The organism is Arthrobacter gandavensis (genome assembly GCF_015355785.1).
GTDB lineage: Bacteria > Actinomycetota > Actinomycetes > Actinomycetales > Micrococcaceae > Arthrobacter_B > Arthrobacter_B gandavensis_A.
In genome coordinates this window covers 32739-49177 of the sequence record NZ_JADKYW010000005.1, presented here as the reverse complement: position 1 = coordinate 49177, position 16439 = coordinate 32739, and the positions used below count along the sequence as shown (strand labels likewise).

Sequence of the window (16439 nt, the reverse complement as noted above, 5' to 3'; positions counted from 1 at the left end):
GCCGGCTCCGCGGAAGCGCAAGGGCCAGTAGTCGCAGCACCCGGTGCTGCCCTGCCGGCCGCCGGGCATCGGGCAGGACGGGAGCGCCGGCCGGTGGCCGGGGCTCCCGTTGCCGAAGCCGTCAGGTCCGGGTGCCGCTGGAATGTGCATTTATCTGCCCGTTTCCCGGGGAACCCGTTTCGCCGGGATTTTCGGGGTTTCGCGGAAAGCCTTCGGAAATTATAAAAGCGCCCAGCCGTGGTCTAACCCCGGGCAATTAATTTGCCTGGGGAAAATCCGTGGATTACGTTCTGGAAAGGCCTGCATTTTTCTGCCCTGCACCTCGAGGTTCAGGGGTGCGCCCTGACCTGCATGCGTGGCGCGGTGCGGTGCGGTACAGCGTCATCTGCCGCTAAAGTTCCCTGAGGGGCGGCACAGTACGCCCCTGTCCGGGCGGATGTCCGGTTCCGCCCGGATCTCCAGCAGGGAAAGGTCGCCATGGCAACAGATCAGCTCGACGCGCGGATTGTGTCCCTTTTTACGGACGATCCGCGGATGTCGGTCCTGGAGGCATCACGGACACTCAAGGTGGCCCGCGCTACTGTGCAGGCACGGTTGGACCGGATGCAGCGCAGCGGCGTCATAGCAGGATGGGGGCCAAGGCTCGACCCGGCGGCCCTCGGGTATGTTGTTACAGCCTATTGCTCACTGACGATCCGGCAGGACATGGGGCACGACGCCGTCGTTGCCGCCCTTGCCGAGATCCCGGAGGTCCAGGAGGCCCATACCGTGTCCGGGGAAAGTGACCTCATTGCCCGGGTGGCTGCCCGGTCCAACTCCGACCTGCAGCGCGTCATCGACTCCATGGTCGCTACCGGTGCGGTGCTGAGGTCATCGTCCGTGATTGTCCTCAACACCCACTTCGAGGGCCGTATGCTGCCCTTGCTGCATGCGGCTGCTGAATCGGGCGCCGGGGAACCGGAAAAGCGCGCGTAACGTGCCGGAGGAAGGCGCTTTCTGCCGCAGTTTCAGTTACAGTCAATATGACTCTTACTAATCACGCCGATCGCCGAGGGCCTTTGGCCGGAAAGGCAGACAAGGGATGAGCCCCAGGTACGCCAACGTCTCCGAACGGGAACAGGAGCCCCCGTCGCTGGCGATTTCAACGGTGATCTTTGCCCTGCGCCCGGACCCGGACACCGGAAACCTGACACTGTGGCTGCCGCTGGTGCGCCGGATCAGGCAGCCCTACCTGGACCTGTGGGCGCTGCCCGGCGGTCCGCTGCGTCCCAGCGAATCACTCCAGGACGCCGCTGCGCGGAACCTGCAGGAGACCACGGCGCTGACGCCGCGGTACCTCGAACAGCTCTACGCCTTTGGCGGCCCGGACCGGTCACCGACCCCCCGGGTAGTCTCGATCGTCTACTGGGCGCTGGTCCAGCCGGACGAGGCCGCGCTGGCCAGGCAGGATGAAAACGTCGCCTGGTTCCGGGCAGACAAGGTGGGGACCCTGGCCTTCGACCACAACCGGATCGTTGACTATGCACTCTGGCGGCTGCGCAACAAACTCGAGTACGGCACCGTGGCCTACGCCTTCCTCGGGTCCACCTTCACCCTTGCCCAGGTCCGCGAGGTCTACGAAGCCGTCCTGGGACGCGATCTGGACCCGGCAAACTTCCGCCGCCAGCTGCAGGCATCGGTGCACATCGAGCCCACCGAGCACTACCTTCAGGGCGGACGTCACCGGCCGCCCCGGCTGTACCGCTACAGCGGCCCGGATCCCCGTGACGAATCCTTTCCCAGTCCGCGACGAGCAGCAACGGAGCAACGACATGACTGACACTATTCCGGCGCCGGAGGGCAGCGTAGCCACCAGGATCGCGCTGCTGTCCGGGCCGAAAGAGGCGCAGGCCCTGGCAGCCGCCACCTGCACCCCGGGCCTCGCCGCCGACCCCTGGTCCTTCGACGGTGACCCGGGATACGGCCCCGGTGCGTCCCTTGCCGATGCTGTCCCTGCCGGAACACCCCGCCAGGGCGAACTTCCGGCTGAATACCGGGAAGCGGACGCAGCCGAGCTGGACGAACGGATCCACCGAGCCAAGGAAGCGCTGGGAAGCCGCGTTGTAATCCTCGGGCACTTCTACCAGCGGGACGAAGTGGTGCGGCATGCAGACTTTGTGGGGGACTCGTTCCAGCTCGCCCGTGCCGCCAAGAGCCGTCCGGAGGCTGAGGCGATCGTGTTCTGCGGCGTCCACTTCATGGCGGAAACAGCGGACCTGCTCTCCGCACCGAACCAGGCGGTTGTGCTGCCGAACCTCGCCGCAGGATGCTCCATGGCAGATATGGCCGACGCCGATTCGGTCGCCGAATGCTGGGAGCAGCTCACCGCACTTTACGGCCGGTCCCCGGCAACCGGCGGCATGCAGCCGGTCATCCCCGTGACCTACATGAACTCCTCCGCCGCGCTGAAAGCGTTCTGCGGGGAAAACGGCGGAATCGTCTGCACGTCCTCTAACGCCGCGTCCGTGCTGGAATGGGCATTCGAACGGGGCCAGCGGGTCCTTTTCTTCCCGGACCAGCACCTGGGCCGCAACACGGCCAAAGCCATGGGTATTCCCCTGGATGCCATGCCCATGTGGAACCCGCGCCTCCCGCTGGGCGGCAACTCCGCAGAGCGCCTGCTGGACGCGAAGGTCCTGCTCTGGAACGGCTTCTGCTCCGTGCATAAGCGCTTTACGGAAGGGCAGATAGAGCGGGCCCGGGCCGAATATCCGAATGTCCGGGTGATTGTGCATCCCGAATGCCCCATGCCGGTCGTGGACGCGGCGGATGAATCCGGGTCCACGACTACATTCGGAAAGCGGTTGCTGCTGCGCCCGCCGGGAGCACCTTCGCAATCGGTACCGAAATCAACATGGTGAACCGGCTTGCCGCGCAGCACCCGGAACACACCATCTTCTGCCTCGATCCGGTTATCTGTCCGTGCTCCACCATGTACCGTATCCACCCGGGCTACCTCGCCTGGGTGCTCGAGGGACTCGTGTCCGGAGAAGTCCGCAACCGGATCACCGTCCCGGCTGACACCGCGGCCGCGGCCCGCACCGCCCTGGAACGGATGCTGGCGGTCCGGCCTTGAGCATCGCCGTCGTCGGCAGCGGGATCGCAGGCCTGTACACCGCACTTTGCGCGGCAGCGCAGGGCACTGAGGTGCTGCTGGTGACCAAGTCAGTGCTGCAGCACAGCAACACCTGGCACGCGCAGGGCGGCATCGCGGCAGTAACGGAGTCTTCCGGCGCTGACTCCGCGGCATCCCACTGCGAGGACACCCTGGCAGCAGGGGCATGGACGGGAAACCGTGCCGCTGCGGAAGTGCTCTGCCGGGAAGCCGGCTCCCATATCCTGCGGCTGCAGGACCTGGGTGCCGTTTTCGATGCCAACCCTGACGGGTCCGTGGCGCTCGCGCGGGAAGCAGCCCACGCCGCCCGGCGGATCCTGCACATAGGCGGGGACGCAACCGGCGCCGGCATAGCCGCGGCATTGATTCGGGCCGCGCGCTCGCATCCCGGGATCACCGTCCTCGAGAACACGTTCGCGGTCCGCCTGGTCCTCACGGGCGGTGCCGTCTCGGGGCTTGATGTCCTGGCCGCCGGGCGGGAGCAGCGGATTGACGCGCATACTGTTCTCCTGGCCACGGGCGGTGCGGGCGAACTCTACCGGCACACTACCAACCCTTCCGGCGCCACCGGAGACGGCGTCGCCCTGGCAGCGCGGGCGGGCGCGGAAACCAGGGATGAGGAGTTCTTCCAGTTCCATCCCACGGCACTTGCGGTACCCGGCACACCGCTCATCTCCGAAGCCGTCCGCGGCGAAGGGGCGGTGCTCCGCGATGCCCGGGGCCGCAGGTTCATGCACCGGTACCATGACGACGCCGAACTGGCGCCGCGCGACGTCGTCTCCCGCTCGATCGTCCGGGACCTGGCGGCCACGGGGGAGGGAACCGTCTGGCTGGATGCCACCGGAATCGTGCGGCGCAGGGGCGCTGGATTCCTGGCCCGCCGGTTCCCTGGCCTGGCCGCCGTTACTGCCGCGCACGGGTTCGACTGGGAACGCGATCTGCTGCCGGTAGTGCCCGCCGCCCACTACTGGATGGGCGGCATTGCCACGGATCTGTCCGGGCGGACCTCGGTTCCCGGACTCTACGCGGCAGGAGAGGCCGCCTGCACCGGTGTCCATGGCGCCAACCGGCTTGCCTCGAACTCCCTGCTGGAAGGCCTGGTCTTCGGAGCCCGGGCTGCTGCTGCCTGCACCGCCGAGGATGCCGGACGGGCCTGGGAAACAGGGACACCCGCGGGGCTGTGGAAAGGAATCCGGCCCGGCCCGGAGGCACCCGGCGCCTCCTGTTCCGGGACGGCGTCCTTCCAGTCCTCCCGCGAAGACCCGACCAGAAGGCGGCCCTTCCAACGCGCCGCCCTGCAGTCCCTGATGTGGGAGCATGCGGGCGTGCTGCGCAGCGGCAGCGGCCTGCGTGAGGCCGCAGGGCTGCTCGACGGCGCCGCGGCCGCTCCGGTTCACTCCGAAAGAGAGCCGGTCAAGGCACTGGAAGACGCCAACCTGCTCACCTGCGCCCGGCTGGTCGTTGCAGCGGCGCTGCGCCGCAGTTCCCCGATCGGAGCGCACTTCCGCACCGATGACCCGCAGCGGGCGCCGGCCCCGCAGGCCGCCACGGCCGACCATTGCCCGGGCACGCTCCCGCTCACCGAACCTGTTTGACCCGAGAACGGAATACCCCATGACGAAGACCCCGCAAGCCGAAACCGGTTCCCCGAAACCGCTGCCCCGGGACGCCGGGGCGTTGCCGCTGCCCCTTCCCGGCCACGCAGTGGATCAGGTGGTCACCGCCGCGCTCGCGGAGGACTCACCGTGGGGAGACCTCACCTCCCAGGCCCTGATCCCGGCGGAAACCGCAGCGACCGCGTTCCTGACTGCCCGGGAAGAGGGCGTCTTCTGCGGCGAGCAGGTTCTTGAGGCGGCCTTTCGGCTCGCCGGACCCGGCGCGGCGGTGATCGGCCTGGTTCGCGACGGAGAGCGGTTCGACGCCGGCGGGATCCTCGCCGAAATCACCGGGCCCGCGAGGACCATCCTTGCCGCCGAACGGGTGGCCCTGAACCTTGCGCAGCGGCTCTCCGGGATCGCCACCCTCACCGCCCGGTTCGTTGCCGAAGCCGAGGGGACCCGGGCACGCATCGCCGATACCCGCAAGACCACCCCCGGGCTGCGGGCGCTCGAACGCTACGCCGTGCGGTGCGGAGGCGGGTCCAACCACCGCCATTCCCTCTCCGACGCGGTCATGGCCAAGGACAATCACCTGGCAATCCTTGCCTCAATGGGTGCCGACCTTGCGTCGGCGCTCCGCCAGGCCAGGGACAGGCTCTCCCACACCGTGCATTTCGAGGTGGAAGTGGATTCCCTGGACCAGATTGAAGCCGTGCTGGCCGGAGGAGCGGACACCGTGCTGCTGGACAACTTCAGCGTCGAAGACCTGCGCCGCGGAGTGGAAACCATCAACGGACGGGCCTTGACGGAGGCCAGCGGCAATGTCCGGCTGGACACCGTGGCCGCCATTGCGGCCACGGGAGTGGACATCATCTCTGCCGGTGCCCTGACGCACAGCGTCCGCGCGTTGGACCTCGGCCTGGACATCCGCGCATGATCTACTTCGATGCCGCTGCCACCACCCCGGTCCGGCCCGAAGTCCTGGCTGCGCTGGCACCCCTGTATACCAGCGATTTCGGGAACCCCTCCAGCACACACTCGGCGGGTGAGGCGGCAGCCCGTGCCCTGGACTATGCCCGGCGCACTGCCGCGGAGGTGCTCGGCTGCCGGCCAGGGGACATTGTCTTCACCTCCGGCGGCACCGAAGCGGACAACCTCGCCGTCAAGGGCCTGGCCCTCGCCTCACCGCAGGGACGCCACATCGTCTCCACCGCCGTCGAACATCCGGCGGTGCTGGAGTCCCTGGCTTACCTGCAGCGCCTCCACGGCTTCCGCATCACCCTGGTTCCTGTGGACGGGACAGGGCGGGTGGATGCAGCCGCAGTTGAAGCTGCGCTGACACACGACACCACCCTCTGCACCGTCATGACGGCCAACAACGAGGTGGGAACCCTCCAGCCGGTCGCGGAGATCGCCGATGCGTGCCGAACCCGCGGGATACCGTTCCATACCGACGCGGTGCAGGCCGCCGGCTGGCTGCCGGTGTCCGTAACGGGTACGGGAATCGACGCCATGAGCCTCTCCGGCCACAAACTCGGCGCACCGAAGGGCTGCGGCCTGCTCTACGTCCGCGGGGTCCTGCCCCTCGAACCGCTTCTTCACGGCGGCGGCCAGGAACGAGGCCGCCGGTCAGGAACCGAAAATGTTGCCGGTGCTGTGGCCATGGCCACAGCGCTGGAACTCGCAGACCGGGAACGCCAGGCTGCAGCACCCCGTGCCGTGAAACTGCGCGACTACCTGATTGAGACCGTCCTGCAGTCGGTGCCTGGTGCCCTGCTGACCGGACACCGGACGGAAAGGCTGCCCGGCCACGCCTCGTTCTGCTTCCCCGGAACCAGCGGCGAGTCGGTCCTGCTGGAAGCCGAACGGACAGGGGTGCTGTGCTCCTCCGGCTCGGCGTGCGCAGCAGGCTCGGACGAGCCGTCCGCAGTGCTGACCGCCATGGGGATGGACAGGGAAACTGCCCAGACCGCCGTCCGGCTCACTTTCCCCCCGTCAGTGCGGGAGAACGAGGTTGCATTGGCGGCACGCGCCCTCACCGGTGCCGTGGAACGCGTTCGGGGGTTGGCGGGCTCCGCCGGGCCGCGTTCATAAGCCCGGGCCTGCGGGACGGCCGGCACGTAGCATCGCGTCGTAAAACCCGCCGGTAACATAGCGGCCCTACACTGCTTCCATGTCTACGAGCACACCGGCAGAAGCACTGCCCCGGGACAGGGGAGAGACCGCGGCCCCTAAGCTGGCCCGGCTCATTACCTGCCGCACCGTTTCCTCCCGCGTTCCCGAGGAGGTGGACGACGCCGAGTTCGCCCGTTTCCAGGATGAGCTCGCCGTCCTCTTTCCGCTGGTCCACGAGCACCTGGCCCGCGAGGAAGTCGGCGGCGGGCTCCTGTTCCGCTGGCAGGGCACGGAAGCCGGGCTCGAACCGGTGGTACTGATGGCGCACTATGACGTGGTGCCGGTCCAGGACGAGGCGGCCTGGGAACACCCGCCCTTTGCCGGTGTCCTGGCGGATGGCTGCATCCACGGACGCGGAGCCCTCGATGACAAGGGGTCGCTGGCAGCCATCCTGGAAGCCGTCGAAACCCTGCTCGAAGAAGGGTTCGCTCCTTCCCGCACCGTCTGGCTGTCCTTTGGAGACAACGAGGAAACCGCCGGTGACACGGCGGCCCGGGCTGCTGCCCTGCTGCAGGACCGCGGCGTGCGGCCCTGGCTGGTGCTGGATGAAGGCGGGGCAGTCGCCGGCCAGGCATTTCCGTTCGTCAACGCACCGGTCGCCGTCATCGGTGTCTCGGAAAAGGGCATCCTGGATGTCGAGCTGTCGGTGGAAGATCCCGGAGGCCATGCCTCCACGCCCAACCGCCTCGGTGCCGCTGCCCGGCTGGCTCGCGCCGTCGTGCGCCTGGACCGCAGGCCCTTCCCGGCGTCCCTGCACCCGGTCACCATTGAAATGCTGGGCCGGCTGGCTGCCGGGGCTTCCCCGCTGCCGGCGGCACTGTTTGCCCGTGCCGGTTCGCTGCGTCTACCGCTGACGAGGATCTTTGGTGCCCTGGGCGGAGAGCCCAATGCCCTGACCCGAACCACTGTCGCCCTCACGCAGCTGGCCGGATCCAAGGCCTCCAACGTCCTGCCCACCCGGGCAACCGCCAACGCAAATGTCCGAATCGCACCGGGGGAGAGCATCGAATCCGTGCTGACGCGGATGCGCCGCACGGTTCGGGACCGGAAAGTCTCCCTGCGGGTCGTGGAAGGCAGCGAACCATCGCCGGTTTCCCCGACGTCGAACGCCCAGTTCGCCGCGCTGGAGGCGGCGATCCGTGAAGTGTTCCCGGATGCCATCGCCGCGCCGTACATCATGCTCGGCGGCACGGACTCGCGCCGTTTCACCGCGATCAGCGACGCCGTCTACCGTTTCGCCCCATTCCGGATGGACAAGGCAGCACGGGCATCGATCCATGCGGACAACGAGAAGCTTTCGGTTCGCACCTTCGGCGAGGGCATTGCGTTCTACCGCCGCCTGCTGCAGAACCTGGTGCCCTGATGCGTGCCCTGGGCCCGGTGGTGCTCTTCCTGGTGCTTGTCGAGATCACCAGCGGGATCCTACAGGGGTACTACACACCGATCCTCACCGACATTGCCCGCAACCTGGGAATTGCCGACGGCGACGTGAACTGGTTCGAGGCGGCACAGCTGATGTTCAGTGCCCTGGCCGTGCCCGTCCTTGCCCGGCTGGGGGACATGTACGGGCATAAACGCATCCTGCTGGTCTCTACCGTGCTCACGGCGGCCGCCTCCTGGGGCGTGGCGTTCGCACCCGACTTCTGGACCTTCCTCGTGGCCTGGTCACTCCAGGGGTTCTACGTGGTGTGGCTGCCCCTGGAGGTCGCCCTCATCTTCGCGCGGGCGGCGTCGGCCCCGAACCGGGCAGCGCTGACCCGCAAGGCAGCCGGCGTGCTGGTGGGCGGCCTGCAGTTCGGCGTCATTGCCGGGGCGCTCGCCGCCGGAGCACTCGTGGACGTCTTCGGAGGGGACCTGAGGCTGACCCTGATGGTGCCTGCGGCGGCGGCCACCCTGTGCATCCTCGCCATTTGGTTCGGGGTGCCGGAGTCCGGGCTCAGGGCGCGCGGCACCCTGGACGTGCGGGGATTCGCGATGCTGGCCGTTGGACTGGTGCTGCTGACGTCCGGACTGACCTTCCTGCGCATCAACGGACCCGGAACCTGGTGGGTCTGGGCCGTCCTGGCCGCGGGCCTGGCGGCCTTCGTTCCCTTCGTGCGCTGCCAGCTGCGCCTCGATGAGCCCCTGGTGGATATCCGCATGCTGTGTGCGCCAACCATGTGGCCGGTCCAGCTGACCGCCGGCCTGTTCGGCATCTCGGTGCTGGGTGCCCAGGCGCCCATGTCCACCTTCGCCCGGACAGACCGGGAAGTACACGGTTACGGACTGGGGCTGGAAGCCGGCTCCGTATCACTGATCATCGGAGCGTATATCCTGTCCGTCCTGGCGGGTGCGCTGCTGTTCCCGCTGGCTGCGAGGCTGAGCACCCCGCGGATCACCCTGTCCGGGGCAGCGGCGGTGGTAGGCATCGGGTACGGACTGTTCCTGCCGTTCCACGATTCCCTGACCCAGACGCTGACCAACATGGTGATCGCCGGCCTGGGCTCGGGTGCGCTGGTTGCAGCGCTGCCTTCGGCCGCGGCCGCTGCTGCTCCGCTGAACCGGACGGGCATGGCGACGGGGCTCACCAACACCACCAAGACCATTGGCGGGTCCTTCGCCTCGGCTGTGTTCGGGATAGCGCTGCTCAGCGCGGCGGGCCAGTCCCTGGGGGACGTTGCAGGGGCGGCGACGGCGGCACCGCTGTCCGGCTACCTGACGGTGTGGGCTGTCTGCTCCGTCACAGCGTTTGCTGCGTCGGCTGCGCTGCTGCTGGTTCCCCGCCTGGCCTTCGCCGACCCGCCGATTCTTCCGGAGAGCGGCATAAGCGGAAACAGCGATACCGGGGCCGGGGACACCGCTGCAAGGTAGCCCGGGCTGAAGCCGGGGCTACTGGTCAGCGGAGGCCTTCCGTGTCCGCCGCCCGGACGGCGGTGCTGCCCGGACCCTCGGAGTTCAGGCCGATGAGGAGCTTGTCCATTAGTTCCTTGACCTGGGCCAGCTCCTGGCCGGTCAGTGCCGGAGCCAGCAGGTCATGGATGCCGCGGACATGGATCCGGCCGAGGCGCTTCTGCACCGCCCGCCCTTCTGCCGTCAGGGACAGCTCAACACCACGCTGGTCATTCTGTGCGGGCCGGCGCTGGACCAGGCCCTTGTTCTCCAGCCGCTCCACCATCCGGGAGAGGCTGGGCTGGCTGATCAGCAGGTGTTCATTGAGCTCATTGAGGCGGGTCCAGCCGGTGGGGCAGCGGCTGAGGTTGAAGAGCACGTCATACTCGCGCATGGTGAGTTCCTTGAACTCCGGGTCGCGCTGCAGCCGGCGCATGACGCCCACCTGCGCCCGGAACAGCGATTCCCACGCCTCGGCGGTCTCTTTGACGGTGGTGGAGTGGCTGGTCTCGGAACTCATGCCATTAGCCTACTGAAGTTACCGGGGCGGAAGCGGACACCGACGCCTCGCGAGCCGCTGCGCGTCGGGCGTGGGTGGGACCGTCCGGCACGTGTGCCGGACGGCGGGAGTCCAGTTCCCTGCGGAGCTCCGGCAGCACGTACTCGCCGAAGAGATCCAGCTGCTCAAGCACGGTCTTCAGCGGCAGGCCGGCATGGTCGATGAGGAAGAGCTGGCGCTGGTAGTCCCCGAAGTACTCCTGGAATGTGAGCGTTTTCTCCAGGACTTCCTGCGGGCTTCCCACCGTGAGCGGGGTCTGCGCCGTGAAGTCCTCCATCGAGGGGCCGTGGCCGTAGACCGGAGCGTTGTCGAAGTACGGACGGAATTCGTTGACGGCGTCCTGCGAGTTCTTCCGCATGAAGAACTGGCCGCCCAGGCCCACGATCGCCTGGTCTGCGGAGCCGTGGCCGTAGTGCTCGTAGCGCTCGCGGTACAGGCCGATCAGCTGCATGTAGTGCTCCTTGGGCCAGAAGATGTTGTTGGCGAAGAAGCCGTCGCCGAAGTAGGCGGCGATTTCCGCGACCTGCGGCGTGCGGATCGAACCGTGCCAGACGAAGGGGGCGACGCCGTCGAGCGGCCGGGGAGTGGAGGTGAAGTTCTGCAGCGGGGTGCGGAACTTGCCCTGCCAGTTGACGGTTTCGTTGTCCCACAGCTGGCGCAGCAGGTTGTAGTTCTCCACCGTAAGATCAACTGAATCCTGTGGATTCTTGCCGAACCAGGGATAGACGGGAGCTGTGTTGCCCCGGCCCAGCACCAGATCGGTGCGGCCGCCGGAGAGGTGTTGAAGCATCGCGAAGTCTTCGGCGATCTTTACCGGGTCATTGGTGGTGATCAGCGTGGTGGCGGTGGAGAGGATGATCCTCTCGGTCTGGGCGGCGATGTAGCCGAGAAGGGTAGTGGGGGAGGAAGCGTAGAACGGCGGGTTGTGGTGCTCGCCGGTGGCGTAGACATCCATGCCGATCTCTTCGACCTTGCGGGCAATGGCAACCGCCGCCTTGATGCGCTCACCTTCTGTTGGCATCCGGCCGGTAACCGGGTCCCGGGTGATGTCGCTGACGCTGAATACGCCGATCTGCATGGTGTCCTCCTGTTGCAGCGCTTTCCCTGCGGCAGCCGCCGCCCGAAAGGTAGATGCATTTGCATCTACTGTGAGTCTACAACAGGCAGCCGCCGCATTTCATTCCCTCCGGCTCCGTCGGCTTAACGCTGCAGTGCCGGCGCCTGGCGGGGCCGGCACTGCAGCGTCTTCCACGCTGAGGGATCAGCCCGCAGATTCCGCCTGGCGCCGTTCGCGCTCGGCTTCCTCCCGTGCCAGGGCCCGTCGTTCCCGGGGGCCTTCGACCAGCTGGTACAGCACGGGCACCAGAACCAGGGTGAGCGCCGTGGAGGAGATCAGGCCTCCAATGACGACGATCGCCAGCGGCCGGGAAATAAATCCGCCTTCGCCGGTAACGCCCAGTGCCATCGGCGTTAGCGCCAGGATGGTGGCCAGGGCAGTCATGAGGATGGGACGCAGGCGCTGCCGGGCACCGCGGACGATCGCCTCCCGCACGTTCATGCCGGGTTCGCGCCCATGCGGCCTGCGGTACTGGTTGATGAGGTCCATCAGCACAATCGCGTTGGTCACCACAATGCCCACCAGCATGAGGAGGCCAACGAGGGACGGCAGGCCCAGCGGAACGTCGGCAATGAGAAGGGCGATGATGGCGCCGGTGGCAGCGAAGGGCACCGAGACCAGCAGGATCAGCGGCTGGATGAGGGACTTGAACGTGGCGACCATAATGACGTACACAATCGCGATAGCTGCCAGCAGTGCCAGGCCCAGCTGGGTGAAGGACTCATTTTGCTGGGTGGCAGCGCCGCTGAGCGTCGCGGTCACCGACGTGGGCAGCTCCACGTTGTCCAGCTCGGCCTGGACCTCGGCAATTGCACCGCCAAGGTTTTCGCCGGACGGAGTTACCGAAACGACTGCCGTGCGTTCGCCGCCGGAGGAGGAGACCGACGTCGGTACCTCCACTTCTTCGACGACAGCCAGGTCGCTCAGCGGCACGGGTCCTCCCGCGGTCGGCACCACAATCCCGAAGAGCTGGTCCAGGGTGGTTACTTCGGTCCCTTCGCCGATGAGCACGGGAAAATCGTCCGTCCCAAGCTGGACGGTTCCCGCCGGAAGCGGACTGAGCGTGGAGGCCAGGATTCCGGCAACCTGCTGTTCGTCCAGTCCCGCCGCCACGGCCTTGGCGCGGTCGATGGTCACCTGGACTACCGGTTCGGCGCTGGAGAGGTTGGACGTGGCCTCTGCTACGCCGGGCAGGGCGGACATGGCCGCAACCAGGGCGTCCGAGGCGGGCTGGAGTTCGGCGGGGTCCCCGGCAGAGACCTCGATGTCCACGGTGTTGGAGGTGCCGAAGCCGCCGCCCTGGGTTCCGAGGGAAACGGTGCCGGCATCCTCGCCCAGGCCCTCGAACTCCCGCCGGACCGTCTCACGCAGCTCCACCTGCTCCACGTCCTGTTCCGTGATGACCGTGAAGTTGGCTACCGAAGCGCCTCCGGCAGTGAACGCGGCGATCCCCGACGTCGAGGTTCCCATGGTGACCTGGACATCCTTGACGCCTTCAGTGCCGGAGAGCACCTCCTCCACCGTCTCGGCGGCTGCGGACGTCGTCTGGAGCGAGCTGCCGGCCGGCAGTTCCTGGCGTACGCTGAACGTGTTCTGGCCGGTATCGCCCAGCAGGTTGGTCTGCAGGAGCGGGGTCAGCGCTGCCGTTCCGCCCAGGATCAGGACGCCGGCAAGGAGCGTGAAGACGGGGCGCCGCTGCGTGCCGCGGAGGATCGGCAGGTATCCGCGCTGCAGGAACGTCTTCTGTTCCCGTGCTTCGACCCCTGCCCGGTATGCTTCCGGATCGCGAACCGGCTTGGAGGACTTCAGGAACCAGTAGGCCAGCACCGGGACAATCGTCAGCGACACCAGCAGCGAGGCGAGCAGGGCCAGGGACGTGGTGACGGCAAACGGACGGAACAGTTCGCCGGCAAGCCCGCCCACAAAGACGATGGGGGCGAACACGGCGACGGTGGTCAGGGTGGAGGCGGTGACGGCTCCGGCTACTTCGCGGATGGCGGTGAGGATGGCGGTGCGCTTCTCTTCGCCGTAGCCCAGGTGCCGCTTGATGTTTTCAATGACCACAATCGAGTCGTCCACCACCCGGCCGATCGCGATGGTCAGAGCACCGAGCGTCAGGATGTTCAGCGAGTAACCGAACGCCAGCAGGCCAATGAAGGTCACCAGCAGTGAGAGGGGAATCGAAACCGCGGTCACCAGCGTGGAACGGACGGACAGCAGGAAGACCAGGATCACCAGGACAGCAAAGCCCAGGCCCAGCAGGCCTTCGGTGGTGAGGTCGGAGATCGACTTCTCGATGAACGGAGCCTGGTCGAAGATCACGGTGAACTTCGCTCCGTTGCCCAGCTCATCCTGCAGGGAGGGAATGAGATCCAGGACTTCGTGGGAGATGCCCACGGTGTCTCCGGCCGGGGTCTTGGTAATCGAGATCGCCAGAGTGGCTTCGCCGTTGGTGCGCGTGATGGAAGTCTGCTCGTCATCGATGATTTCGACCGTCGCGACGTCCCCGATTGTTGGCGGGGCGGAACCCGGGGATGCGCCCTCGGTTTCAATGGGCAGCGCTGAAATCTTCTCGAGCGAATCCAGGGGGCTGCCCACCTGGATGGAGAGCGAGCGGCTTTCCTCCTGGACCGTGCCGGCGGGGATCAGGGCACCGCTGTTCTCCAGTGCCGCGGCAATGGCCGACGGCGATGCCCCCAGCGCAGCGAGGGCCGCCTGGTCCGGGGTAATCGCGACGTGCCGCTGGGAACCGCCGGTCACCTCCGCCGTACGGACGCCCTCGATTTTCTGCAGCCGGGGAACCGTTAGGCGCTGCAGCTCGGAATTCAGCTCGCTGAGCGATGAGTCGCTGGAGACGGCCAGGTACACGATGGGGAAGTCGCTGATGCTGCCGGCCAGGGACTGCGGGTTGGCGTCTTCCGGGAGTGACTGCCGCGCGTTGGAAATGGCCCGGTCAACCTGGCCGCGGGCACGGTCAAGGTCGGTGCCGTAGGCGAACGTGAGGTTGATGGCGGAGATTGATGACCGCGACGTCGCGGACGATGATTCCAGCCCTTCGACAGCAGTGAGAGCGGCCTCGAGCGGCTCGCTGATCTGTGCGTCCACGACTTCGGGAGAAGCGCCCGGCAGGGCGGTAATCACGGTGATCTGGGGGAATTCAAGTGCGGGGATGAGCTCCTGCTTGAGGGAATTCAGCGAGATCACGCCGAAGACCGCTACAAAGACTGTGATGAGTGCAATGAGCGCCCGGTTGGAGAGCGAGAGTTTGGCCAGACGATCCATGAACCTGCCTTTATTCGTAGACGGATTCATCATACGTGCGCAGCTGCGTCTTCCCGTCCGCCCGCGTGCGGCCCGAGACGCCGCCAGGTTTGCCGGACCGGCTTAAAAGACGGGTGTCCCGGACTGCATCGGCAGTCCGGGACACCCGTGGAGTGCTGCGGCGCCTAGGCCAGCTTCAGCACGCGGTTGGTTTCGGCAATGATCTCGTCGGCCAGGGACTCATTCTCGTTGAGCTTGACGCCGTAGCCGGGAATCATTTCCTTGATCTTGGCTTCCCAGCCCGGGAACTCCGCCGGGAAGCAGCGCTTCATCAGGTTAATCATGATGGGCGGGGCGGTGGAAGCTCCGGGGGAGGCACCCAGCAGTGCGCCAACGGTGCCGTCTGCCGAGGTAATGAGTTCGGTGCCGAACTGCAGCACGCCTCCGCTCTTCGGATCTTTCTTGATGACCTGGACACGCTGGCCGGCCGTAATGAGGTCCCAGCCCTCGGTGGCGGCATCGGGGAAGAACTCGCGCAACGCCTTGGTCTTGCCTTCGCGGGACTTCAGTACCTCCGTGACGAGGTACTTCACCAGGGACATGTTGTCCTTGGCCACGGCGAGCATGGGCACGAGGTTGTGCGGGCGCACGGAGAACGGTAGGTCCGTAAGTGAGCCGTTTTTGAGGAACTTAGGGGAGAATCCCCCGTAGGGGCCGAACAGCAGGGATTTTTTCCCGTCCACGAACCGGGTATCGAGGTGCGGAACGGACATGGGCGGCGCGCCCACCGATGCCTGGCCGTAGACCTTGGCGTTGTGCGCGGAGATGATCGACTCGTCGGTGGAGCGCAGGAACTGGCCCGAGACGGGGAAACCGCCGAAGCCCTTGCCCTCGGGGATGCCGGAGCGCTGCAGCAGGTGCAGGGCGCCGCCGCCACCGCCGATGAAGACGAAGCGGGCCGAGACAGTCTTGGAAGCCTTGGTGGCGCGGTTGCGGACCGTTACGTCCCAGCCGCCGCCCGAATTGCGGGTGAGGTTGGTGACTTCGTGGCCAAAGTTGAGGTCAGCGCCGTTGGCGCCGAGGAAGTTCACCAGTTCGCGGGTGAGGGCGCCGAAGTCAACGTCGGTGCCGCCGGCGACGCGGGACGCAGCCACGCGCTGGCCGGAGTCGCGGCCCTGCATCAGCAGGGGAGCCCACTCGGCAATCTTGCCGTGGTCTTCCGAGAATTCCATCGTCTTGAACAGCGGCTGGGCGCTGAGGGACTCGTAGCGCTTGCGCAGGTACTCCGAGTGCGCGTTCCCCCAAACAAAGCTCATGTGGGGCAGCGGGTTGATGAAGCTGCCGGAGATGTGCCCCTTCTCCACCAGGTGGGACCAGAACTGGCGGGAGACCTGGAACTGCTCGTTGATGCCGATCGCCTTCGCCGGGTCAACGGTGCCGTCCGGGCCGGCCGGGCTGTAATTCAGCTCGCACAGTGCCGCGTGGCCGGTGCCGGCGTTGTTCCAGGGATCTGAGCTCTCGGTCCCGGCACGATCCATCCGCTCATAGAGGGAAATGTCCCAGTCCGGTGCCAGCTGCTTCAGGAACGCCCCGAGGGTCGCGCTCATGATGCCGCCGCCGATCAGCAGTACATCAGTTCTGTTTGCGGACTTCTCCGCCGGGCTCTCAGCAGTCAACTTCATATCTCCAAGTCACGTGGACGCTAGC

General features: G+C 66.9%; 11 protein-coding genes and 1 pseudogene. 8 read left to right on the top strand and 4 right to left on the bottom strand.

Features of this window, described 5'->3' with window-relative positions:
* The first annotated feature begins 477 nt into the window (after nt 1-477).
* The 8 genes and pseudogenes from ITX31_RS05300 to ITX31_RS05265 all read left to right on the top strand — a co-directional run bounded on the left by ITX31_RS05300 (nt 478) and on the right by ITX31_RS05265 (nt 9777).
* The gene (locus tag ITX31_RS05300) at nt 478-975 is read left to right on the top strand and encodes an Lrp/AsnC family transcriptional regulator (protein WP_194782456.1); all 498 of its coding nucleotides are present in this window, start codon (nt 478-480) and stop codon (nt 973-975) included.
* A 106-nt stretch (nt 976-1081) separates the two neighbouring features.
* Entirely contained in the window at nt 1082-1819 is a 738-nt protein-coding gene (locus tag ITX31_RS05295) for an NUDIX hydrolase (protein ID WP_194782455.1), read from the top strand.
* Nucleotides 1812-3115 (top strand): annotated as a pseudogene (gene nadA, locus ITX31_RS05290) (quinolinate synthase NadA). The gene ITX31_RS05295 and the pseudogene nadA overlap by 8 nt, the downstream one beginning before the upstream one ends.
* Entirely contained in the window at nt 3112-4749 is a 1638-nt protein-coding gene (locus tag ITX31_RS05285) for an L-aspartate oxidase (RefSeq protein WP_194782454.1), read from the top strand. Before nadA ends, ITX31_RS05285 begins: the two are co-directional and overlap by 4 nt.
* Before the next feature lie 19 nt (nt 4750-4768).
* On the top strand, nt 4769-5689 hold the full coding sequence (gene nadC / locus ITX31_RS05280) for a carboxylating nicotinate-nucleotide diphosphorylase (RefSeq protein ID WP_194782453.1): 921 nt from the start codon (nt 4769-4771) through the stop codon (nt 5687-5689).
* The gene (locus ITX31_RS05275; RefSeq protein ID WP_194782452.1) at nt 5686-6846 is read left to right on the top strand and encodes a cysteine desulfurase family protein; all 1161 of its coding nucleotides are present in this window, start codon (nt 5686-5688) and stop codon (nt 6844-6846) included. Before nadC ends, ITX31_RS05275 begins: the two co-directional genes overlap by 4 nt.
* A 79-nt stretch (nt 6847-6925) precedes the next feature.
* Nucleotides 6926-8290 carry a M20/M25/M40 family metallo-hydrolase gene (locus tag ITX31_RS05270; RefSeq protein WP_194782451.1) on the top strand — a complete coding sequence of 455 codons (1365 nt, stop codon included), beginning with the start codon at nt 6926-6928 and terminating at the stop codon, nt 8288-8290.
* Entirely contained in the window at nt 8290-9777 is a 1488-nt protein-coding gene (locus tag ITX31_RS05265; RefSeq protein WP_194782450.1) for an MFS transporter, read from the top strand. Before ITX31_RS05270 ends, ITX31_RS05265 begins: the two co-directional genes overlap by 1 nt.
* Nucleotides 9778-9802: 25 nt before the next feature.
* Here ITX31_RS05265 and ITX31_RS05260 read toward each other — a convergent pair whose 3' ends face one another.
* From ITX31_RS05260 to ITX31_RS05245, 4 genes are all read right to left on the bottom strand, one after another.
* On the bottom strand, nt 9803-10315 hold the full coding sequence (locus tag ITX31_RS05260) for a MarR family winged helix-turn-helix transcriptional regulator (protein WP_194782449.1): 513 nt from the start codon (nt 10313-10315) through the stop codon (nt 9803-9805).
* A 4-nt stretch (nt 10316-10319) separates the two neighbouring features.
* Entirely contained in the window at nt 10320-11432 is a 1113-nt protein-coding gene (locus tag ITX31_RS05255) for an LLM class flavin-dependent oxidoreductase (protein WP_194782448.1), read from the bottom strand.
* 183 nt (nt 11433-11615) lie between these two features.
* A complete protein-coding gene (locus tag ITX31_RS05250) occupies nt 11616-14753 on the bottom strand; it encodes an efflux RND transporter permease subunit (RefSeq protein ID WP_194782447.1) in 3138 nt (1045 codons plus the stop codon).
* A gap of 164 nt (nt 14754-14917) precedes the next feature.
* A complete protein-coding gene (locus ITX31_RS05245; RefSeq protein WP_194782446.1) occupies nt 14918-16414 on the bottom strand; it encodes a malate:quinone oxidoreductase in 1497 nt (498 codons plus the stop codon).
* Nucleotides 16415-16439: the final 25 nt, after the last annotated feature.